The following is a 15,845-nucleotide window of genomic DNA, read 5'->3' on the forward strand; positions in this document are numbered from 1 at the left end:
CGTCGCCGCCGCTGCACTGCAGGTCTTTCACCACGGCGAGGTGGCGCGCGCTCACCTTGAAGGTGGCGCTCTTGATTGCGCCGTCTTCGTTGCTGACAGTCAGCACGATCTCGTAGTCGCCCGGTGCCGCGAATGAGTGGCTCGGCGATGCTTCAGAACTCGACGTGCCATCGCCAAAGTCCCAGCGAAAGCTCAGGCCGCCGTCCGGGTTGGCGACGTCGCTGCTGAATTTTGCGGGCGAGTCGGTGTCGGTCGTGCTGGAGCCACTGATGGTGACAATCTCCGGCAAGGGCGTGGGCCCATCCCCTCCACCACCACCGTCGTCACACGCGCTCAAGAAAAGGCAAAGGCTCAACAGCCCGGCCAGGCAGGCCCGGTACGCACGCATCCCTCACTCCCTCAGATTCGTTGGTTTTTCAGAACACGAAATGATACAAGTGCCGCGACCGCGGCCATGGCGGGCTAGCGTGAAGAAGCTGGCGTGGAAGGCTCGCACGGCCCATGGTGCTGACGGAAGTCACGCGGCCGGATCGCCCCCAGCGTGGCATGCAAGCCGCGCCGCGCACGGCGAGCGTTCATCTCTTCGCTGGCATAGGGGCCGGGGTCGTGGTGGAAGAGGTCGCTCCAGGCGTGGCCGTCTTGCACCAGGCGGGCGCCGATGTCGTGGTGGGCTACTGAAACGCGGGCCAGGATACGGCCCCAACTGTCGTAGCCGAGCTCTTCCACCTGAAGGTCTTGTTCTTTGACAAGGTCGGCCAACGCATCGCGCGCGGCCACGCCGCCGGCCTGGCAGATCTCCGGTGCATCGAGACCTTGAAGGCGCAGCTTGATCGGCCGGCCACCGGTTGCTGGTCGCACCCAAAGCGTGTCGCCATCGCTGACATGCGTGGCGCGGCCGGTCATTGCCGCCAACGGGGTGCAAGCCAAGGCGGCGAGCAGCCAGACGGCGGCCCGGTGTTTCATGCGAAGGCTCATGCGCCGGCGAAGAAGAAACGGTAGACGGCCCACCCCGCGAGCCCGAGCATCGCGAGCCAGAACAACGCGATCAGCAACGCGCCCCACCACAGCTTCGGCAAACGTTCGGCGTGAATCTCGGCCTCTTGCATGCAGCCTTGCCACAGCGGCGCCGGCACCAGCCTGACGACCAGCGCAACGCCGAGCGGGATCAGCACGATGTCGTCGAGCTGGCCGAGGATCGGGATGAAGTCCGGGATCAGGTCGATCGGGCTCAAGGCGTAGGCCAGCACACCCCACGCGATCATCTTCGCGCCGCGCGGTGTGTCGCGGTGGCGGGCCAGCTTCCACAGCGCGATCAGGTAGGTGGCGAGGCGGGTCGTGGGGGCCACGCGCCAGGCTTTGCCGAACAGGCTCATGAAGCGGTGCGCCTCTTGCTCACAACGAACGAATGAGCGGCGGATTGTAGGAGGCGCATCAGACGCTCTTGGGCGCGCTGCGAGCACCGCGTGGCCTCGGCGGCATCGAGATGCCCGCCGGCGGCGCATCGAGCCGCTGCTCGGCTTCGGCCAGAAGTCGGGCCAGCCGGTCTTTCATCTTCTCGTTGCTCAGGCGCTCTCGAAACCGCTCGACCATCAACGGCAGCGAGAACGGGCTCGGTGCCCGCAGTTCGGCCCACAGCAGACGCCGTGCCGACAAGCCCTGCAGCACCTCGCGCAAGCGCCCCAGCTCGAGCTCCTGCGACAAGGCTTCATGCTCGGCTTGCCCGAGCAGGCGGTTGCCGGCGTCGTACTTGCGAAACACCTCGTAGAACAACGACGACGAGGCTTGCAGCTGGCGCGCGCCCTTGTTCGCGCCTGGATAGCCGGTGAACACCAGCCCGGCGACGCGGGCGATCTCGCGAAAGCGCCGCTGCGCCAACTCGCGCGCGTTCAGGCTGGCGAGCACGTCCTCCAGCAGATGGTCCGTGGTGAACGCCTGGTCGGCTTCCAGCGCCTCGGTGCTGATCGGCTTGGCACCGAGCAACTCGAAGCCTAGGTCATTGAAGGCCAGCGAATAGGTGTTGGGATCGTCACGCGCCAGCCGCCATGCCAGCAGACCCGCCAGGCCGAGGTGCACATGCCGGCCGGCGAAGGGGTAGACGAAGAGGTGGTGGCCTTCGCGCGAGCGATAGCGCTCGACCAGCAGCGTGCCGGGCTCGGGCAGACGCGACAGCCGCCGCTGCGCGTCCAGCATCGGGCCGGCGGCGCGCAGCTCCGGGCTGTCCAGCACCAGAGCGCCACCGGGGCCTGAACCAGCGCGTTCCAGCACGGTGCGGACGGCGTCGGACATCTCGGTCGAGAACGCCATGCGCGCGCCGTTCCACACCACCACGCGCCCCTTGGGTTTCGTCGCGGTGCGCACGAAGGCCGTCATCTCCTTGGTGCGGACGTACTCGAGCACGCGACCAGCGAAAACAAAGCAGTCGCCGGCTGACAAGCGCGCAATGAAGCTCTCTTCGATCGTGCCCAGCGTGCCACCGCTGACCCACGCGACCTTCATCGCGCTGTCGCCAACGATGGTGCCGACTTGCAGCCGGTGGCGCTGCGCGATGCCGCGGTCGGGCACCCGGTAGCTGCCAACCCCGGGCCGCGCGGCGTCCGTCCCCTCCGCTTCGACCCACTGCACGCGGTGGTACTCGGGGTAGGCGTGCAGGCTCGCGCCGCCGCGTTCGACGAAGGCCAGCGCCCAGTCGAACTCTTCGCGCGTCAGGTCACGGTAGGCGCGCGCATGTCGCACCTCATCGAACAAGGCGTCGGCGGTGAAGCCACCACCCAGCGCCACGGTGACCAGGTGCTGCACCAGCACGTCCAAGGGCTTGTCGGGTGAGTGCCGTTGCTCCACGCGACCGGCGAACGCCGCTTCGCGGGCCCCGACCGCCTCGATGAGCTCCAGCGTGTTCGTCGGCACCACGGTCACGCGACTAGGCCGGCCCGGCGCATGACCGGAGCGGCCAGCACGTTGCAGCAGCCGCGCGACACCTTTGGCCGAGCCGATCTGCAACACACGCTCGACCGGCAGAAAGTCCACGCCCAGGTCCAACGACGAAGTCGCCACCACCGCTTTCAGCGTGCCCGCCTTCAAGCCGGCCTCGACCCACTCGCGCACCGCTTTGTCGAGCGAGCCATGGTGCAACGCAATCGAGCCGGCCCAGTCCGGCCGCGCCTCCAGCAGCAGTTGGTACCAGATCTCGGCCTGCGAACGCACGTTGGTGAAGATCAGCGTCGTGCCGGGGCTGTTCTCGATTTCGCGCACCACCGCCGGCTGCATTTGCGCGCCGAGGTGACCGCCCCAGGTGAAGCGGCCGGGCTCGTCGGGCAGCAGCGTGTCGATGATCAAGGTCTTGTCGATGCGGCCCTGCACCAGCCGACCACTGTCGTGGCCCAGCAGCGTGCCCATGGCATCACCCAGGTTGCCCAGCGTGGCCGACAGGCCCCACACCACCAGTCCGGGGTTCCAGCGCGCCAGTCGCGCCAGCGACAGTTGCACCTGCACGCCACGCTTGCTGCCGATCAGTTCGTGCCATTCGTCGACGATCACCGTGCGCACCTGGCTCAGCTCGGCTTCGGCGTTCGCACGCGTCAGCATCAAGCTGAGCGACTCAGGCGTCGTGACCAGCACCGTGGGCCAGCGCTTATCTTGCTTCGCACGCTCGGCGGACGGCGTATCGCCACTGCGCAGGCCCAGCGTCGCGCGCGGCCGCAGGTCCATCAGCGGCGCTTGCAGCGCGCGCAACGTGTCTGCGGCCAAGGCCCGCATCGGCGTGATCCACAGCACCGACAAGGGCAGCGCCCCCGAACCTTTCGTCTCGGCAATGCGCGCGATCGCACCAAAGGCCACCGCGTAGGTCTTGCCAGCGCCGGTGGTAGCGTGCAGCAGCCCGCCTTCGCCCCGGTCCATCGCGGCCCAGACCTCGCGCTGGAACGCGAACGGCTGCCAGCCTCGGCCGGCGAACCAGGCCTCGGCGGCAGCGGTGTCAGGCATCGAGTGGCACGGCGCTGACGATCCAACCCTCGAGCGCATCCAGCGTCGGCGGCAAGCCCCAGTCCTGCTGCCCGCTGGCCCATCCCGCCTGCAGCATGCACAGCACCGCGTCGARCCGGTCGCCACTCGCGTCGGCCACCAGCGCATCACGCTGCGCGTGGCTCAGCCTCAGGCGCAAGCCCAGGCGCGTGCGGCCTTGCTCCAGCGCGTCGACGATGTCCTTGCGGGCGATCAGCCGCTCGGGCGTCTGCTTGGCCTTGTCGTCGCTCTTGTACGAACGCGTGCCGATCAGTTCACGCGCCAGCAGGCCGGGGTAGGCCTCCAGCGCGACCCGGTCGGCATCACCCTCATGCAAGCCGGGCAGATGAGCGCCGGCTTCGATGAGCCGGGGCACCCCGGCATGCAGCATGAAGGCCACCGGCGGGTTGACCCACTTCATGCTCGGTGACGAACCTGCCGGGCCGTCGCAGGCGCGGTGTGCGAACTTGGCGCCGACCGGCCGCGCGGCACAGAAAGCGGCAAAGGTCTCGCGGATCTCGTCGCGGCTCAAGCCCGCATAGTGCTGCATCAGGCCGCGCCAGTCCTGCGGCCAACCGAGGTGTTCGACCAGCTCGCGCGGCAGGCCGAACGGCAGATCGAAGCCACCGACCCAGGGCCCCGGCGTGCGAAGCAAGGTTTCGAAAGCCTCGAAGCTGGCCAGCGTGTCGACCGCCTCCAKCTTCAGCACCGCACCCGAGCGCCGGCCCCAGGCCGCGACGATGGGCTTGGCCGCGCGTGGTGCGCTGGAAAAATCGACGCCGAGCAAACGGGGCTCGGCGTTGGCGTCGGCGACATGAGGTGGTGTTGACATGGTTGCGATCGATTCTCGCCGCGGCCCACCCCACCCGCGTGACCCAGGGCCATCACAGCCGTTAACAACTGGCCTGCGGGCAGCGACCGAAAATGGCGCCATGCCCGCTCGCCGAAAGCTCGTTCTCGCCCTGATCGCCCTGCTGCTGTTCGCTGCCGTCGCAGCGGCCTACCACGTGGCCCTGCAACGCCTGCAAGGCGCATTGCTGCAAGCCCTTGGGCCACGCGCCAGCGTCGGCGCCATCGAACTCGGCTGGTCCGGGCTGACGGTGCGTGACCTGCACATCAGCGCCGGCCCGGGCTGGCCCGCAGACGAAGAACTGCACGCCGGCCGTGTGCGCGTGCGGCCCGACCTGGCCAGTGCGTTCGGCGGCTGGCGCGTGCAGCGGATCGAGATCGACGATGCCCGCATCGTGCTGCTGCGTGGTCGCGACGGGCGCCTGCGCGTGTTGCCCTCTGTGCTGGGGGATGCGCACAAGTCGGCGCCCGCACCCGCGCCGGCCGCGAGCGCCGCTCCACCGACCCGGGTCCTGATCGATCACMTGGTGTTGAACCAGGTGCAAGTCGACCTGTACGACGCCAGCCTGCCGGGCCAGCGTGCGCCGCACCGCGTGCAACTGGCCGATCTCAACGCCCAGCTCGACCATCTCGCCGCCCCGACTTTCGACGAGCCGATGGTGATCACGCTGCAAGCCTTGTTCAAGGGGCCGACGCAGGATGGCAAGCTTCAGATCAACGGCGATCTGACGCCGGCCACGCGCGAGGCCGACCTGAAGATTCGCCTCAACGGCGCCGACCTGCTGGCACTGCAACCCTATCTGCTGAAAGCGGTCGATGGCGGCATCAAGCACGGCCTGCTGGATCTGACGCTGGACGCCCGCGTGCACAACCAGCAACTGCGCGCCCCCGGCCAGGTGGTACTGACCGGCCTGCAACTGGCCAGCGGCCCGGGCGTAATGGACCGCTTCGCCGGCATGTCGCGCCAGGCCGTGCTGTCGGGGCTGGAGCGCAAAGGCCGCATCGACATGAAGTTCACCCTCGAAGGCCGGCTGGACGACCCGTCGTTCTCGGTCAACGACAGCCTGGCCAAGCGCTTTGCCAGCGGGCTGGCCGAGTCACTCGGCGTCAGCGTGTCGGGCGTCGTCGAGGGTGTCGGCGACATGGTGAAGGGGCTGTTCGGGCGGTAGCGACTCCGCATCCAGAGCCCCACGCCGCGGCATCCTCCAGTAGAGTTTCATCGGCCCCGCCATGAAACGCGAAGACGCCCCCGCGCCCCACCTGCTGCCGCCGCGCGAGCAGGTCGAGATGGCTTTGGCCGAGATCGAGCGCAGTGCGGCTTTCCGCAGCTCGGCACGGCACCGCGCGCTGCTGCACCACCTGGTCGCGGGGCTCTACGATTCATCCGCCGCGCCGCTGAAAGAAGCGGTGATCGCGGTCGACGTCTTTGGCCGCCCCGCCGCCAGCTTCGACCCCAAGCAGGATTCGATCGTGCGCGTCGAAGCCCGTCGCCTGCGCTCGCGCCTGGCCGCTTACTACCGCGCCGAAGGCAGCGAGGCCACGTTACGCATCGAGTTGCCGGTGGGCAGCTATTTGCCGGTGATCGCCGCGCACGACGGCGTGGCTCACGTGCCCGGGCTGACGCGGCATGCGCGCGACCTGGTGGAGCGCGGTGAACACTTCCTGCGCCAGGCCTTGTCGAAGGTCACGCTGGAGCAGGCACGGGAGCGCTTCGAGCAAGCGCTGCAAGAGTCGCCCGAGCACGCGCCAGCCTGGGTGGGCCTGGGCCGCGCGTGGTTGAACCTGGCCACGGGCTGGTACCGGGAGCCGGCTGCCGCTTCAGCCGAGGCAGGGCGCGCCCTGCGCCAAGCGCTGCAGCTCGACCCGACGCACGCAGTGGCCCACGTGCTGCTGGGCGCGATCCAGCACCAGTTCGAGCATGACTGGGCCGAGGCCAGGCGCAGCTTCCGGCGCGCGCTGGCGCTGGCGCCGGAACTGGCGTTCGTCCACTCGGCCTACGGCTGCCACCTGGTCATCCACGGCGCGTTCGACGAGGCCGAGCGTGAGCTCAAGCGCGCGCGCCAGCTCGACCCGCACTACATCAACACCCGCCAGCACATGATCAACCTGCGCATCGCGCAGGGCCGCTGGGGCGACGCCGAAGCCGAAGCTGAAGCGATGGCGGACATTGCGCCGGCCACGATGGCCATCGCCGGCATCCGCGGCACGATCGCGATGTGCCGCGGCGACGCCGCGGCCGCGATCGGCCACTACCAGCAGGCCCGCGATGCGATGCCCGACTACCCCGGCTGCCATGTGGCGCTGGCCGGTGCGTTGGCCCTCGCCAGCCGGGCCGACGAGGCCGACGCGCTGATGTCCGACACCTTGCAGCGCTTCGCCGGACAGCCGCTGTCGCCCTATGTGCTGGCGATCTTCGAAACCCGGCGCGGCCGGCCGAACGAGGCCTTCACGTTGCTCGAACGCGCGGTGCGTGAGTGTGATCCGCAGGTGATGCAGACACCGTTCGAGCCCAGCTTCGCCGCGCTGCACGAGCACACCCGCTGGGCCCCGCTGCTGAAGTCTCTCAAGGCTTGAACGCCAGCCACCGGTGCACGTAGTTCGTGCCGGTCGGGATGGTCGTGCTGACGGTGTTCGTCGCGGTCGAGACCGCCGTCAACGGGGTGTCGACGAAGCAGCAATCACCATCGCCCACCATCAGCACCTTGCCGTCCGGGCTCATCGCCAAGCCGTAGGCGCCGGGCACCGGGATGGCCGGGCCGACGATTCCGGTCTTCAGTGTCACCGGATACACCGCGCCGAGGGTGTTCGACACATACGCCGTCTTGCCGCTCGGCGTGATCGCCACCTGCGTCGTGCAGCAGGACTGCGGGATCGTGATCGGCACCGCCGCGGCCTTGTTCTTGGCCACCTTGATCGGCCACAGCGGGCCGTTGGTGCAGGCGGCATAGACCGTCGCGCCGTTGGGTGCGGCGGCCATGCCAGAGGGTGTGCAACCTGGAGACGGGAAGCTGATCGTTTTGACCAGCTTCGGGTTCGCGCCCAGCTTGACGACCGAGACGCTGCCGCCGCCCTGGTTGGCCACATAGACCGCGCTGCTGTCGGGCAGCACTGCGACGCCTTGCGGCGAGCTGCCCACCGTCACCGTCTTCACGTTCGCGGTGTTGGCAGTCGAGATCACCGCCAGTGTGTTCGACGAGGCGCCAGCGGTGACGATGGACTGCCCGTCCGGTGTGACCGCGACGAAGATCGGGATCGACACGCCGGCCGAGAACGCCGTGCCAGCGGTGAAGGTGGCCGTGTCGATCGGCGTGATCGTGCTCTCGCCGGCATTCAGCACATAAGCCTTGCTGCCGTCGGGCGCAAAGGCGATGCCGGCCGGGCAGTTGCCGACCGGAATCGTTGCGCCGAGCGTCCACGGTTTGCCGGTCAGTTGGGTGACCGAGTTGTTGGTCGGGCACTGGTCGTTGCCGACGTAGACGGTGTAGCCGGAAGCCGGTCCGGCCAGGACTGCGATCAGGGCCGCGACTGCGGCAGCTGGTGTGCGAAGCATGGCGATCACCTCCTTGGATGAAGGGGCCGGTCGCCATCGGCCGGCCCGTGCCGTGCAGTGTGGGCAGGTGGTCTCTGAAGCGTCCACCGCCGCGGGGTGACCGCGGGGTGACTTTGCGCGCACCGTGCACTCAGGCCGGTGTCGTCAGGTAGACCTTGGTCATGCGCACCATCTCGCGCGTGGCCTGCCTGATCGACACGCCAGCCGGCCGCTCGAAGACCACCGCATGCACCAGCCCGTGCAGCGAATGCATCAGCAGGTAGACGGCCAGGCGCTGATCCGGTACGCGAATCTCGTCCGGGTAGCGCGCCAGCAGTGTGCGGATCTGCGCGCTGATCTTGGCCTCGGTCTCCACGTGGTCGTCCAGCACGTCCAGCCCGGCGAGCTGGGTCTCCAGCACACGGTGCAGGCCGGCTTCGACGCGGTGCGCCTCGACGATGCCTTCGAGCAGCAGGCTCAGCGCCGCCTCGAAGCCCAGGCCTTCGCTGTCGGCCAACGAACGCTCGACAACCTGGTTCATCTCGCGGGCGTGGCGCTCGTGCAGCGCGGCGATCAGCGCGTCCTTGTTCGGAAAGTACTGGTACAGCGAGCCGACACTGACGCCGGCCAGCTCGGCCACCACGTTGGTGTTGGTAGCGGCGTAACCGCGCTCGACCAAAACGCGAGCCGCCGCGTCCAGAATGGCCGTGACGGTGGCCTGTGAACGCGCCTGGCGCGGCGATTTGCGGGGGCTGATCGTGGGCGTGGCCATGGTCGGGGTGGACTACGGAAATGCGAGTTGGAAATGTGAGCAGAAGCTCGCATAGTCTGGGCCAAGCGCTGCGGCGCGTCAAACCCACCCGATTCCCGCCCGAGCCGATGACCCCACGCCCCTACACCGTCTTCATGCTGCTCAAGGCCACCGCCGCGTGGCTGGCCTTGCCCCCCGACCAACGCAACGCGATCTACGACGGCGCGTTGTTCAAGGTCTTCAACCGCTTTCCCGAGGTGCGGCTGCGCTTTTTCGACGCCAGCGCCTTCCATGGCCGCTGTTCGGACGTGCTGGTCTGGGAGACCAGCGACATGCCCGAATACCGCGACGCCGTCGACACGCTGCGCAGCGACGACCTGCTGGCCAAGCCGTATTTCGACGTGCTGGACGTGATTCCCAGCATTGCCGACGGCGGCCGGGAGCCGGTCTGCAGCCCGCTGCCAGCCTGGGCCTGACGCCAGCCGCGGTGTGACAGGCCCCGGCGGCGTGCCGGGTGTCACGCCCGGCCACCCGGCGAAAGGGCCGCCCAAGCCCCCGGGCTGGCGCCCGCGGGCCGCTCCTGGGACAATACGCGGTTGGCGCCGCTCGGCGCTTCGCCCCGCCGGCCCTGCTGTCCGGCACCTGGCGGCCCTTGCCGGCCGCCGCCGCAGCCCACCACCGTGACGACCACCACCGCCCCCGCGCGCCCCGCCGCGCCCATCGCCAAGCCGAAGACGGCGCCTGCCGTCAAGCCGCTGACGGCCTACCGCCCGTACTGGGCCAAGCGCTTCGGCACGGCCCCGTTCCTGCCGATGAGCCGCGCCGAGATGGACAAGCTCGGCTGGGATTCGTGCGACGTCATCATCGTCACCGGCGACGCCTACGTCGACCACGCCAGCTTCGGCATGGCCGTGATCGGCCGCACGCTGGAGGCCCAGGGCTTCCGCGTCGGCATCATTGCGCAGCCCGACTGGCAGTCGGCCGACCCGTTCAAGGCGCTGGGCAAGCCGAACCTGTTCTTCGGCGTGACCGCCGGCAACATGGACTCGATGATCAACCGGTACACCGCCGACCGGAAGATCCGCAGCGACGACGCCTACACGCCCGGCAACGTCGGCGGCAAGCGCCCCGACCGCGCCTCGCTCGTCTATGCCCAGCGCTGCAAGGAAGCCTTTAACGACGTGCCCATCGTGCTCGGCGGCATCGAAGGCTCGCTGCGCCGAATCGCCCACTACGACTACTGGCAGGACAAGGTCCGCCGCTCGATCCTGGTCGATGCCAAGGCCGACCTGCTGCTGTACGGCAACGCCGAGCGCGCGATCATCGAGATCGCCCACCGCCTGGCCGCGCGCGAGCCGATCGCGCACATGACCGACATCCGCGGCACCGCCTTCGTCCGCCGCCACGACGACCCGACGGCCGCCGGCTGGTTTGAGGTCGACTCGACCGAGGTCGACCTGCCCGGCCGCATCGACTCTCACATCAACCCGTACCAGACGACCAGCGAGCAGGCCGAGGCACAGGGCACGACCTGCTCGAAAGAGCAAGGCAGCGATGGCGCTGCGGTACCCGCGGCTGACCCCGCCGTCAAGCCGATCACCTTCGTGCGCAACACCACCGGCCGCGTGATGCTGCCGCCGCGCGAGAAGACCGTGATCCGCCTGCCCAGCTACGAGCAGGTCAAGAGCGACCCCGTTCTCTACGCCCACGCCAACCGCGTGTTGCACCTGGAGACCAACCCCGGCAACGCCCGCGCGCTGGTGCAGCGCCACGGCGAGGGCAAGACCGCGCGCGAGGTCTGGATCAACCCACCGCCCATCCCGCTGACGACGGCCGAGATGGACCATGTGTTCGACCTGCCCTACGCCCGCTCGCCGCACCCGGCCTATGCGGACGAAAAGGGCGGCCACGACGGCGCGACCAAGATCCCCGCGTGGGAGATGATCCGCTTCAGCGTGAACATCATGCGCGGCTGCTTCGGCGGCTGCACCTTCTGCTCGATCACCGAGCACGAAGGCCGCATCATCCAGAGCCGCAGTGAAGACTCGGTGATCCGCGAGATCGAGGAGATGCGCGACAAGGTCAAGGGCTTCACCGGCGTCGTGAGCGACCTCGGAGGCCCGACGGCCAACATGTACCGCATCGGCTGCAAGAGCGCCGCGATCGAGGCCGCCTGCCGCAAGCCGAGTTGCGTCTACCCCGGCATCTGCCCGAACCTGGACACTGACCATGGTCCGCTGATCAAGATGTACCGGCGTGCCCGCGCGTTGAAGGGCGTCAAGAAGATCCTGATCGGCTCCGGCCTGCGCTACGACCTGGCCGTGCAGTCACCCGAGTACGTGAAAGAGCTGGTGCAGCATCACGTCGGCGGCTACCTGAAGATCGCGCCCGAGCACACCGAGGGCGGGCCGCTGTCGAAGATGATGAAGCCCGGCATCGGCAGCTACGACAAGTTCAAGGCGATGTTCGACAAGTACAGCGCCGAGGCCGGGAAAGAGCAGTTCCTGATCCCGTACTTCATCGCCGCCCACCCGGGCACCAGCGACGAAGACATGATGAACCTGGCGCTCTGGTTGAAGCGCAACGGCTTTCGCGCCGACCAGGTGCAGACCTTCTACCCCAGCCCGATGGCCACCGCGACCGCGATGTACCACACCGGCCGCAACCCGCTGAAGGGCATCCACCGCGACCCGAAACGCGGCGGCGAGATGGTCGACATCGTGCGTGGCGAACGCCGCCGCCGGCTGCACAAGGCCTTCTTGCGCTACCACGACCCGAACAACTGGCCGCTGCTGCGCGACGCGCTGAAAGACATGGGCCGCGCCGACCTGATCGGTAACGGCAAGCACCACCTCATCCCGACCTGGCAGCCCGCCACCGACGGCAGCTACCAGACCGCGCGGCGCAGCAACTCGACACCRACGCCTTCGGCGAAGCGGGGCGTGGCGCTCAAGACGACGCAACCCGTCAAGGGTCGGATCCTGACCCAGCACACCGGTCTGCCACCTCGCGACAACGGTAGTCGGCCCGCGCGGCCGGGCACGTCAGCCCGTCCGGCGGTGCCGGCATCGCGCAAGACACGCGTGCGCTGATCGCCCGCGCCGTCAGGCCGCCGGCCGTGTCGCGAACTGGCGCCGGTAGGTCGCCGGGCTGATGCCGGTGACCAGCCGGAAGTGGCGGCGAAAGGACTCTTCGGAGCCGAAGCCGGTGCGCTCGGCGATGTCGGCCATCGGTCGGCGTGAACTCTCGAGCAGTTCGCGCGCCGCGGCCACGCGCTCGCGTGTGACCCACTCGAGCGGCGTCAGGCCTGCGGTCTCCTGAAACTGCCGCTGCAGCGTGCGCACGCTCATCGCGGCGCGTGCAGCAAGGCTGGCCGGCGTATGCGGCTGCGCCGGATGCGCGCGCACCCAGTCCATCAGGCGTGACACGCGCGCGGCTTCGTCGACAGGCATCGGCCGCGGCACGAACTGCGCCTGGTCGCCCAACCGGTGCGGCGCGATCACCAGGCGCTGCGCGACCTGGTTCGCGACCTTCGCGCCGTGGTCGCGCCGTACCAAGTGCAGCAGCATGTCCAGGCCGGCGGCGGAGCCGGCTGAGGTGAGGATGTCGCCCTCGTCGACGTAGAGCGCATTGGTGCGCACGTCGATCGCCGGGTGGCGCTCGCGCAGTTTGTCGGCATAGCGCCAGTGCGTCGTTGCGGCCTTGCCGTCCAGCAGGCCGGTCGCGGCCAGCACGAACACGCCCGAACAGATGCTGGCCAGCCGCGCGCCGCGGGCATGGGCGCGGCGCAGGGCGCGCAGCAAAAGCTCCGGCGGCGGCTCGTCGGCATTGCGCCAGCCCGGCACGACGATGGTGTCGGCCCGCGCGAGCATGGCCAGCCCATGCGGCGCGACCACCTGGATCCCACCCGCGGCGCGGACCGGCCCACGCTCGGCGGCACAGACAGCGAAACGGTACCAGTCGACACCCAGCTCCGGCCGTTCGAGCGAGAACATCTCGACCACACAGCCGAATTCGAAGGTGCACAAGCCATCGTAGGCGAGCGCGGCAACGAGGTGGTCCTTCATGGCGTTATCTTACCGGTCAGCGTCGTTGCGGCCACTGTCGCCAGCTCCGTGCCTTTCCCACAATGAAGGCATCGCAACCCCCTGCATGGAGCTGTTCCGAATGACCACCGCCACCATCGCCACCCCCACGGCCGTCACCGCCGTCCGCCCTGCCGCCTCGGTCGACGCCCTGGCCCACTTCGAATCCGCCTTGCGCTTCGAGACCGATTGCTGGGACACGCATGACGCACTGGCGCGCGGCGCAGACTTCGTGCTGCTCGACGTGCGCAGCCCCGAGCTGTACGCCCGTGGCCATGTGCCCGGCGCGATCAACCTGCCGCACGGCAAGATCGTCGAAAGCAAGATGGCCAGCTACCCCGCGGATACGGTGTTCGTCACCTACTGCGCCGGCCCGCACTGCAACGGCGGCCACCGCGGGGCGATCCGCCTGGCCAAGCTTGGCCGGCCGGTCAAGCTGATGGTCGGCGGCATCACCGGCTGGGTGGATGAAGGCTTTGCACTGGCGACGGGTGAAGCGCCAGGCGAACTGAAGAGATCATGAGACCTACGCCAGGGTGGCTCATCCCGTGCGCCAGGCGGCAACTATGATCCCTCTCTCACCAGCGCGACGCGCCGCCCTTCGGCGTGCGTACCGCTGGCGTCATGTTCACTATTCGGGAGAGACATTTGAAATTCCGCGCATGCTTCACGGTAGCCGCCGCCGTGGCCACCACCCTGACCGCCGCGCCCGCGGTCCAGGCCAAGACCTTCAAAGACTTTCTGGTCATGAACGTCTGTCTGAAGTCAGACGGCACAGTCGACAAGACCAAAATTCCGGGCAAGAACGCCTGCACGCAACGCAGCCTCAACAGYGGCGAAGCCCCTTACTACAAACTGCGCGACTATCCGAACACCAGTGGATCGTGTCGTGTGATGCGCAGCAGCCGCGAGATGACCAACATGTACGCCTGGTACGACGGCAAGGTTCGGGCGCTGGGCTACACAGACATGGGCTACGACCCGAACGAGATTCCGAGCTGCCCGGTCAACGACACCGATCCGCACCTGCACGATCGGGCCAATGCAGCAACAGAGGACCGCGCCTCCGTCCGCTGGGTCGAAACGCAGGATGGCGGGATCGGCTTCCTGATGGCCAGCGGTGACGGTAACGACCTGTCGTACATGACGACGCCGTTGTGCGACACCTTCCCCAACGACTCGCGCCGCTTCTACGACGGCTGGCCGCTGGCCAGCGTGGCCCTGCCGACGCAACTGGACGCCTTCGAATGGCGCTTTCAGCAAACCAAGCTCGACACGGCTGAAGTCACGCCGCCTGGCGAGGTCTTTGGCGACTGCCCGAATGACTTTCACAGCGGCTTCACGATGTGGGCGTTGACGAACTACACGTTCAAGTCGGGCATCACGGCGCAGACCTTCGTGTCCAACCACTACAGCAACCAGCAACACCAAGTGGCGAACCCCGGGCTATCGAAAGAACTGGAGCGCGCCTTCTTCACTGACGAGTGGGGCTTCTCGCGCTACGAGATGTGGCGCCGCGAGGACTACTACGGCACCAGCGCAACGGATCGCCAGAAGACCAAGGACGAGGCCGCCGCGCTCTACAACACCGGCCGCTGCGGCAAGCCCTATGACATGCCGGCCGCGACGACGCCGGTCATGACGACAGGGACACTTGTGACCACCGGCAAGTACGCCGAGAAGGTGACCAACACGAACGATGGCACCAGCGAGTACTGGTACGTGATCAACTGCCGCGACTACACTTGGCTGAAGTCCGATCCGACCGAGTTCCTGCCTTCGTTACTCGACCTTGATCCGAACTACCTCGCCTTCTGGCACTGACGACCGCACCGCCAGGCACCTATGGCGCTTGGCGGCCGCCGTCTTATCGCTTTTCGCATTCCGTTACGTCCCTTGCCGCCCAGTGGCATTCGATGTCAGGTCTGTACAAGCCTCTTGACCGCGAGGGTCGCAGACTCAGTCGCTGAGGGCGCCGTAACGCGACATGACCGCGGTACGGCGAACCAGGAGAATCTGATGTCGATGCGTCGCAGTGGCTGGATAGGTCATGTTGGAATCCGCGTCCTGCTCGGTGCGTGCTTGGCCGCCGCAGTGAATGCGGCCGTCCACGCCACAGGTGCCACAACACCATTCAAGAGCTACGAGGCCGAGGCCGGCAAACTCTCTGGCGGCGCGCAAATCGTCGCGCTGAAGTCAGCACCGACCACGCGTTACGCCAGCCCCGTGCTGGAAGCCTCGGGCCACGCTTACGTCGCGCTGGCCGTCACTGGCCAGGAGGTGCGCTGGACCAACCAGACCGGCCAGCCGATCAGCTTCATCAACGTGCGCGCCAGCATCCCCGATGCGCCCGCCGGCGGTGGCATCACCGCAACGTTGAACCTGTATGTGGACGGCGTGTTCCGCCAGCACCTGACGCTCAACTCGCACCAGAGCTGGATCTACGAGGGCCAGGCCTACCAGGCCAGTGACCAGAACCCCGCCAAGGGCCGGCCGCGCGCCTTCTACGACGAGGCCTTCGCCTTCGTCAGTGGCGCGCCGATCGCACCGGGCAGCACCTTCGCTTTGCGCAAGGACGCCGACAACACTGCCGCGTTCTACAACATCGACGTGATCGACGTCGAGAACCCACCGC

15 protein-coding genes are annotated in these 15,845 nt (G+C 68.1%); 7 read left to right on the plus strand and 8 right to left on the minus strand.

The window, feature by feature from the left end; all coding sequences use genetic code 11:
- From AC1DYI_RS12200 to AC1DYI_RS12220, 5 genes are all read right to left on the minus strand, one after another.
- On the minus strand, nt 1-289 hold a 289-nt coding region (locus AC1DYI_RS12200), incomplete at its 3' end, for a PKD domain-containing protein (protein WP_477204379.1).
- A 173-nt stretch (nt 290-462) separates the two neighbouring features.
- The gene (locus AC1DYI_RS12205) at nt 463-963 is read right to left on the minus strand and encodes a thermonuclease family protein (RefSeq protein ID WP_477204380.1); all 501 of its coding nucleotides are present in this window, start codon (nt 961-963) and stop codon (nt 463-465) included.
- Between the two features lie 8 nt (nt 964-971).
- Nucleotides 972-1,373 carry a YkvA family protein gene (locus AC1DYI_RS12210; protein WP_477204381.1) on the minus strand — a complete coding sequence of 134 codons (402 nt, stop codon included), beginning with the start codon at nt 1,371-1,373 and terminating at the stop codon, nt 972-974.
- A 58-nt stretch (nt 1,374-1,431) separates the two neighbouring features.
- Nucleotides 1,432-3,978 (minus strand): ligase-associated DNA damage response DEXH box helicase, encoded by a 2,547-nt coding sequence (locus tag AC1DYI_RS12215; RefSeq protein ID WP_477204382.1) that lies wholly within the window; start codon nt 3,976-3,978, stop codon nt 1,432-1,434.
- Nucleotides 3,971-4,828, minus strand: a complete 858-nt coding sequence (locus tag AC1DYI_RS12220; RefSeq protein WP_477204383.1) for a DUF429 domain-containing protein — start codon at nt 4,826-4,828, stop codon at nt 3,971-3,973. The genes AC1DYI_RS12215 and AC1DYI_RS12220 overlap by 8 nt, the downstream gene beginning before the upstream one ends.
- A gap of 100 nt (nt 4,829-4,928) precedes the next feature.
- On the opposite strand from AC1DYI_RS12220, the gene AC1DYI_RS12225 reads away from it, so the two are divergent.
- Both AC1DYI_RS12225 and AC1DYI_RS12230 read left to right on the plus strand, forming a co-directional pair.
- A complete protein-coding gene (locus AC1DYI_RS12225; protein WP_477204384.1) occupies nt 4,929-6,014 on the plus strand; it encodes a DUF748 domain-containing protein in 1,086 nt (361 codons plus the stop codon).
- 61 nt (nt 6,015-6,075) lie between these two features.
- Complete coding sequence (locus AC1DYI_RS12230) at nt 6,076-7,419, plus strand: tetratricopeptide repeat protein (RefSeq protein ID WP_477204385.1); 1,344 nt, start codon at nt 6,076-6,078, stop codon at nt 7,417-7,419.
- Here AC1DYI_RS12230 and AC1DYI_RS12235 read toward each other — a convergent pair.
- Entirely contained in the window at nt 7,409-8,395 is a 987-nt protein-coding gene (locus AC1DYI_RS12235; protein ID WP_477204386.1) for a hypothetical protein, read from the minus strand. The genes AC1DYI_RS12230 and AC1DYI_RS12235 overlap by 11 nt on opposite strands.
- 130 nt (nt 8,396-8,525) lie before the next feature.
- Nucleotides 8,526-9,146 carry a TetR/AcrR family transcriptional regulator gene (locus tag AC1DYI_RS12240; RefSeq protein ID WP_477204387.1) on the minus strand — a complete coding sequence of 207 codons (621 nt, stop codon included), beginning with the start codon at nt 9,144-9,146 and terminating at the stop codon, nt 8,526-8,528.
- Between the two features lie 107 nt (nt 9,147-9,253).
- Here AC1DYI_RS12240 and AC1DYI_RS12245 point away from each other — a divergent pair, with 107 nt between their 5' ends.
- Both AC1DYI_RS12245 and AC1DYI_RS12250 read left to right on the plus strand, forming a co-directional pair.
- Entirely contained in the window at nt 9,254-9,601 is a 348-nt protein-coding gene (locus AC1DYI_RS12245; protein ID WP_477204388.1) for a darcynin family protein, read from the plus strand.
- Nucleotides 9,602-9,844: 243 nt separating this feature from the next.
- The gene (locus AC1DYI_RS12250) at nt 9,845-12,217 is read left to right on the plus strand and encodes a YgiQ family radical SAM protein (protein WP_477204393.1); all 2,373 of its coding nucleotides are present in this window, start codon (nt 9,845-9,847) and stop codon (nt 12,215-12,217) included.
- A 12-nt stretch (nt 12,218-12,229) separates the two neighbouring features.
- On the opposite strand, the gene ftrA is transcribed toward AC1DYI_RS12250, so the two are convergent.
- Complete coding sequence (ftrA, locus tag AC1DYI_RS12255; protein ID WP_477204389.1) at nt 12,230-13,192, minus strand: transcriptional regulator FtrA; 963 nt, start codon at nt 13,190-13,192, stop codon at nt 12,230-12,232.
- Between the two features lie 100 nt (nt 13,193-13,292).
- On the opposite strand from ftrA, the gene AC1DYI_RS12260 reads away from it, so the two are divergent.
- From AC1DYI_RS12260 to AC1DYI_RS12270, 3 genes are all read left to right on the plus strand, one after another.
- Complete coding sequence (locus tag AC1DYI_RS12260) at nt 13,293-13,733, plus strand: rhodanese-like domain-containing protein (protein WP_477204390.1); 441 nt, start codon at nt 13,293-13,295, stop codon at nt 13,731-13,733.
- A gap of 125 nt (nt 13,734-13,858) precedes the next feature.
- Nucleotides 13,859-15,034, plus strand: coding sequence for a hypothetical protein (locus AC1DYI_RS12265; RefSeq protein ID WP_477204391.1), 1,176 nt, complete (start codon nt 13,859-13,861; stop codon nt 15,032-15,034).
- 195 nt (nt 15,035-15,229) lie between these two features.
- Nucleotides 15,230-15,845: carbohydrate-binding protein (locus AC1DYI_RS12270; RefSeq protein WP_477204392.1), on the plus strand; the 616-nt coding region annotated here is incomplete at its 3' end.

Source organism: Ideonella sp. P3_A4 (assembly GCF_056403075.1).

Excerpts from the sequence above, each read along its gene's own strand:
- AC1DYI_RS12230 (WP_477204385.1), top strand. The coding sequence starts at position 6,076 with ATGAAACGCGAAGACGCCCCCGCGCCCCACCTGCTGCCGCCGCGCGAG.
- AC1DYI_RS12235 (WP_477204386.1), bottom strand. The coding sequence starts at position 8,395 with ATGCTTCGCACACCAGCTGCCGCAGTCGCGGCCCTGATCGCAGTCCTG.
- AC1DYI_RS12210 (WP_477204381.1), bottom strand. The coding sequence starts at position 1,373 with ATGAGCCTGTTCGGCAAAGCCTGGCGCGTGGCCCCCACGACCCGCCTC.
- AC1DYI_RS12260 (WP_477204390.1), top strand. The coding sequence starts at position 13,293 with ATGACCACCGCCACCATCGCCACCCCCACGGCCGTCACCGCCGTCCGC.
- AC1DYI_RS12215 (WP_477204382.1), bottom strand. The coding sequence starts at position 3,978 with ATGCCTGACACCGCTGCCGCCGAGGCCTGGTTCGCCGGCCGAGGCTGG.
- AC1DYI_RS12245 (WP_477204388.1), top strand. The coding sequence starts at position 9,254 with ATGACCCCACGCCCCTACACCGTCTTCATGCTGCTCAAGGCCACCGCC.
- AC1DYI_RS12240 (WP_477204387.1), bottom strand. The coding sequence starts at position 9,146 with ATGGCCACGCCCACGATCAGCCCCCGCAAATCGCCGCGCCAGGCGCGT.
- ftrA (WP_477204389.1), bottom strand. The coding sequence starts at position 13,192 with ATGAAGGACCACCTCGTTGCCGCGCTCGCCTACGATGGCTTGTGCACC.
- AC1DYI_RS12205 (WP_477204380.1), bottom strand. The coding sequence starts at position 963 with ATGAAACACCGGGCCGCCGTCTGGCTGCTCGCCGCCTTGGCTTGCACC.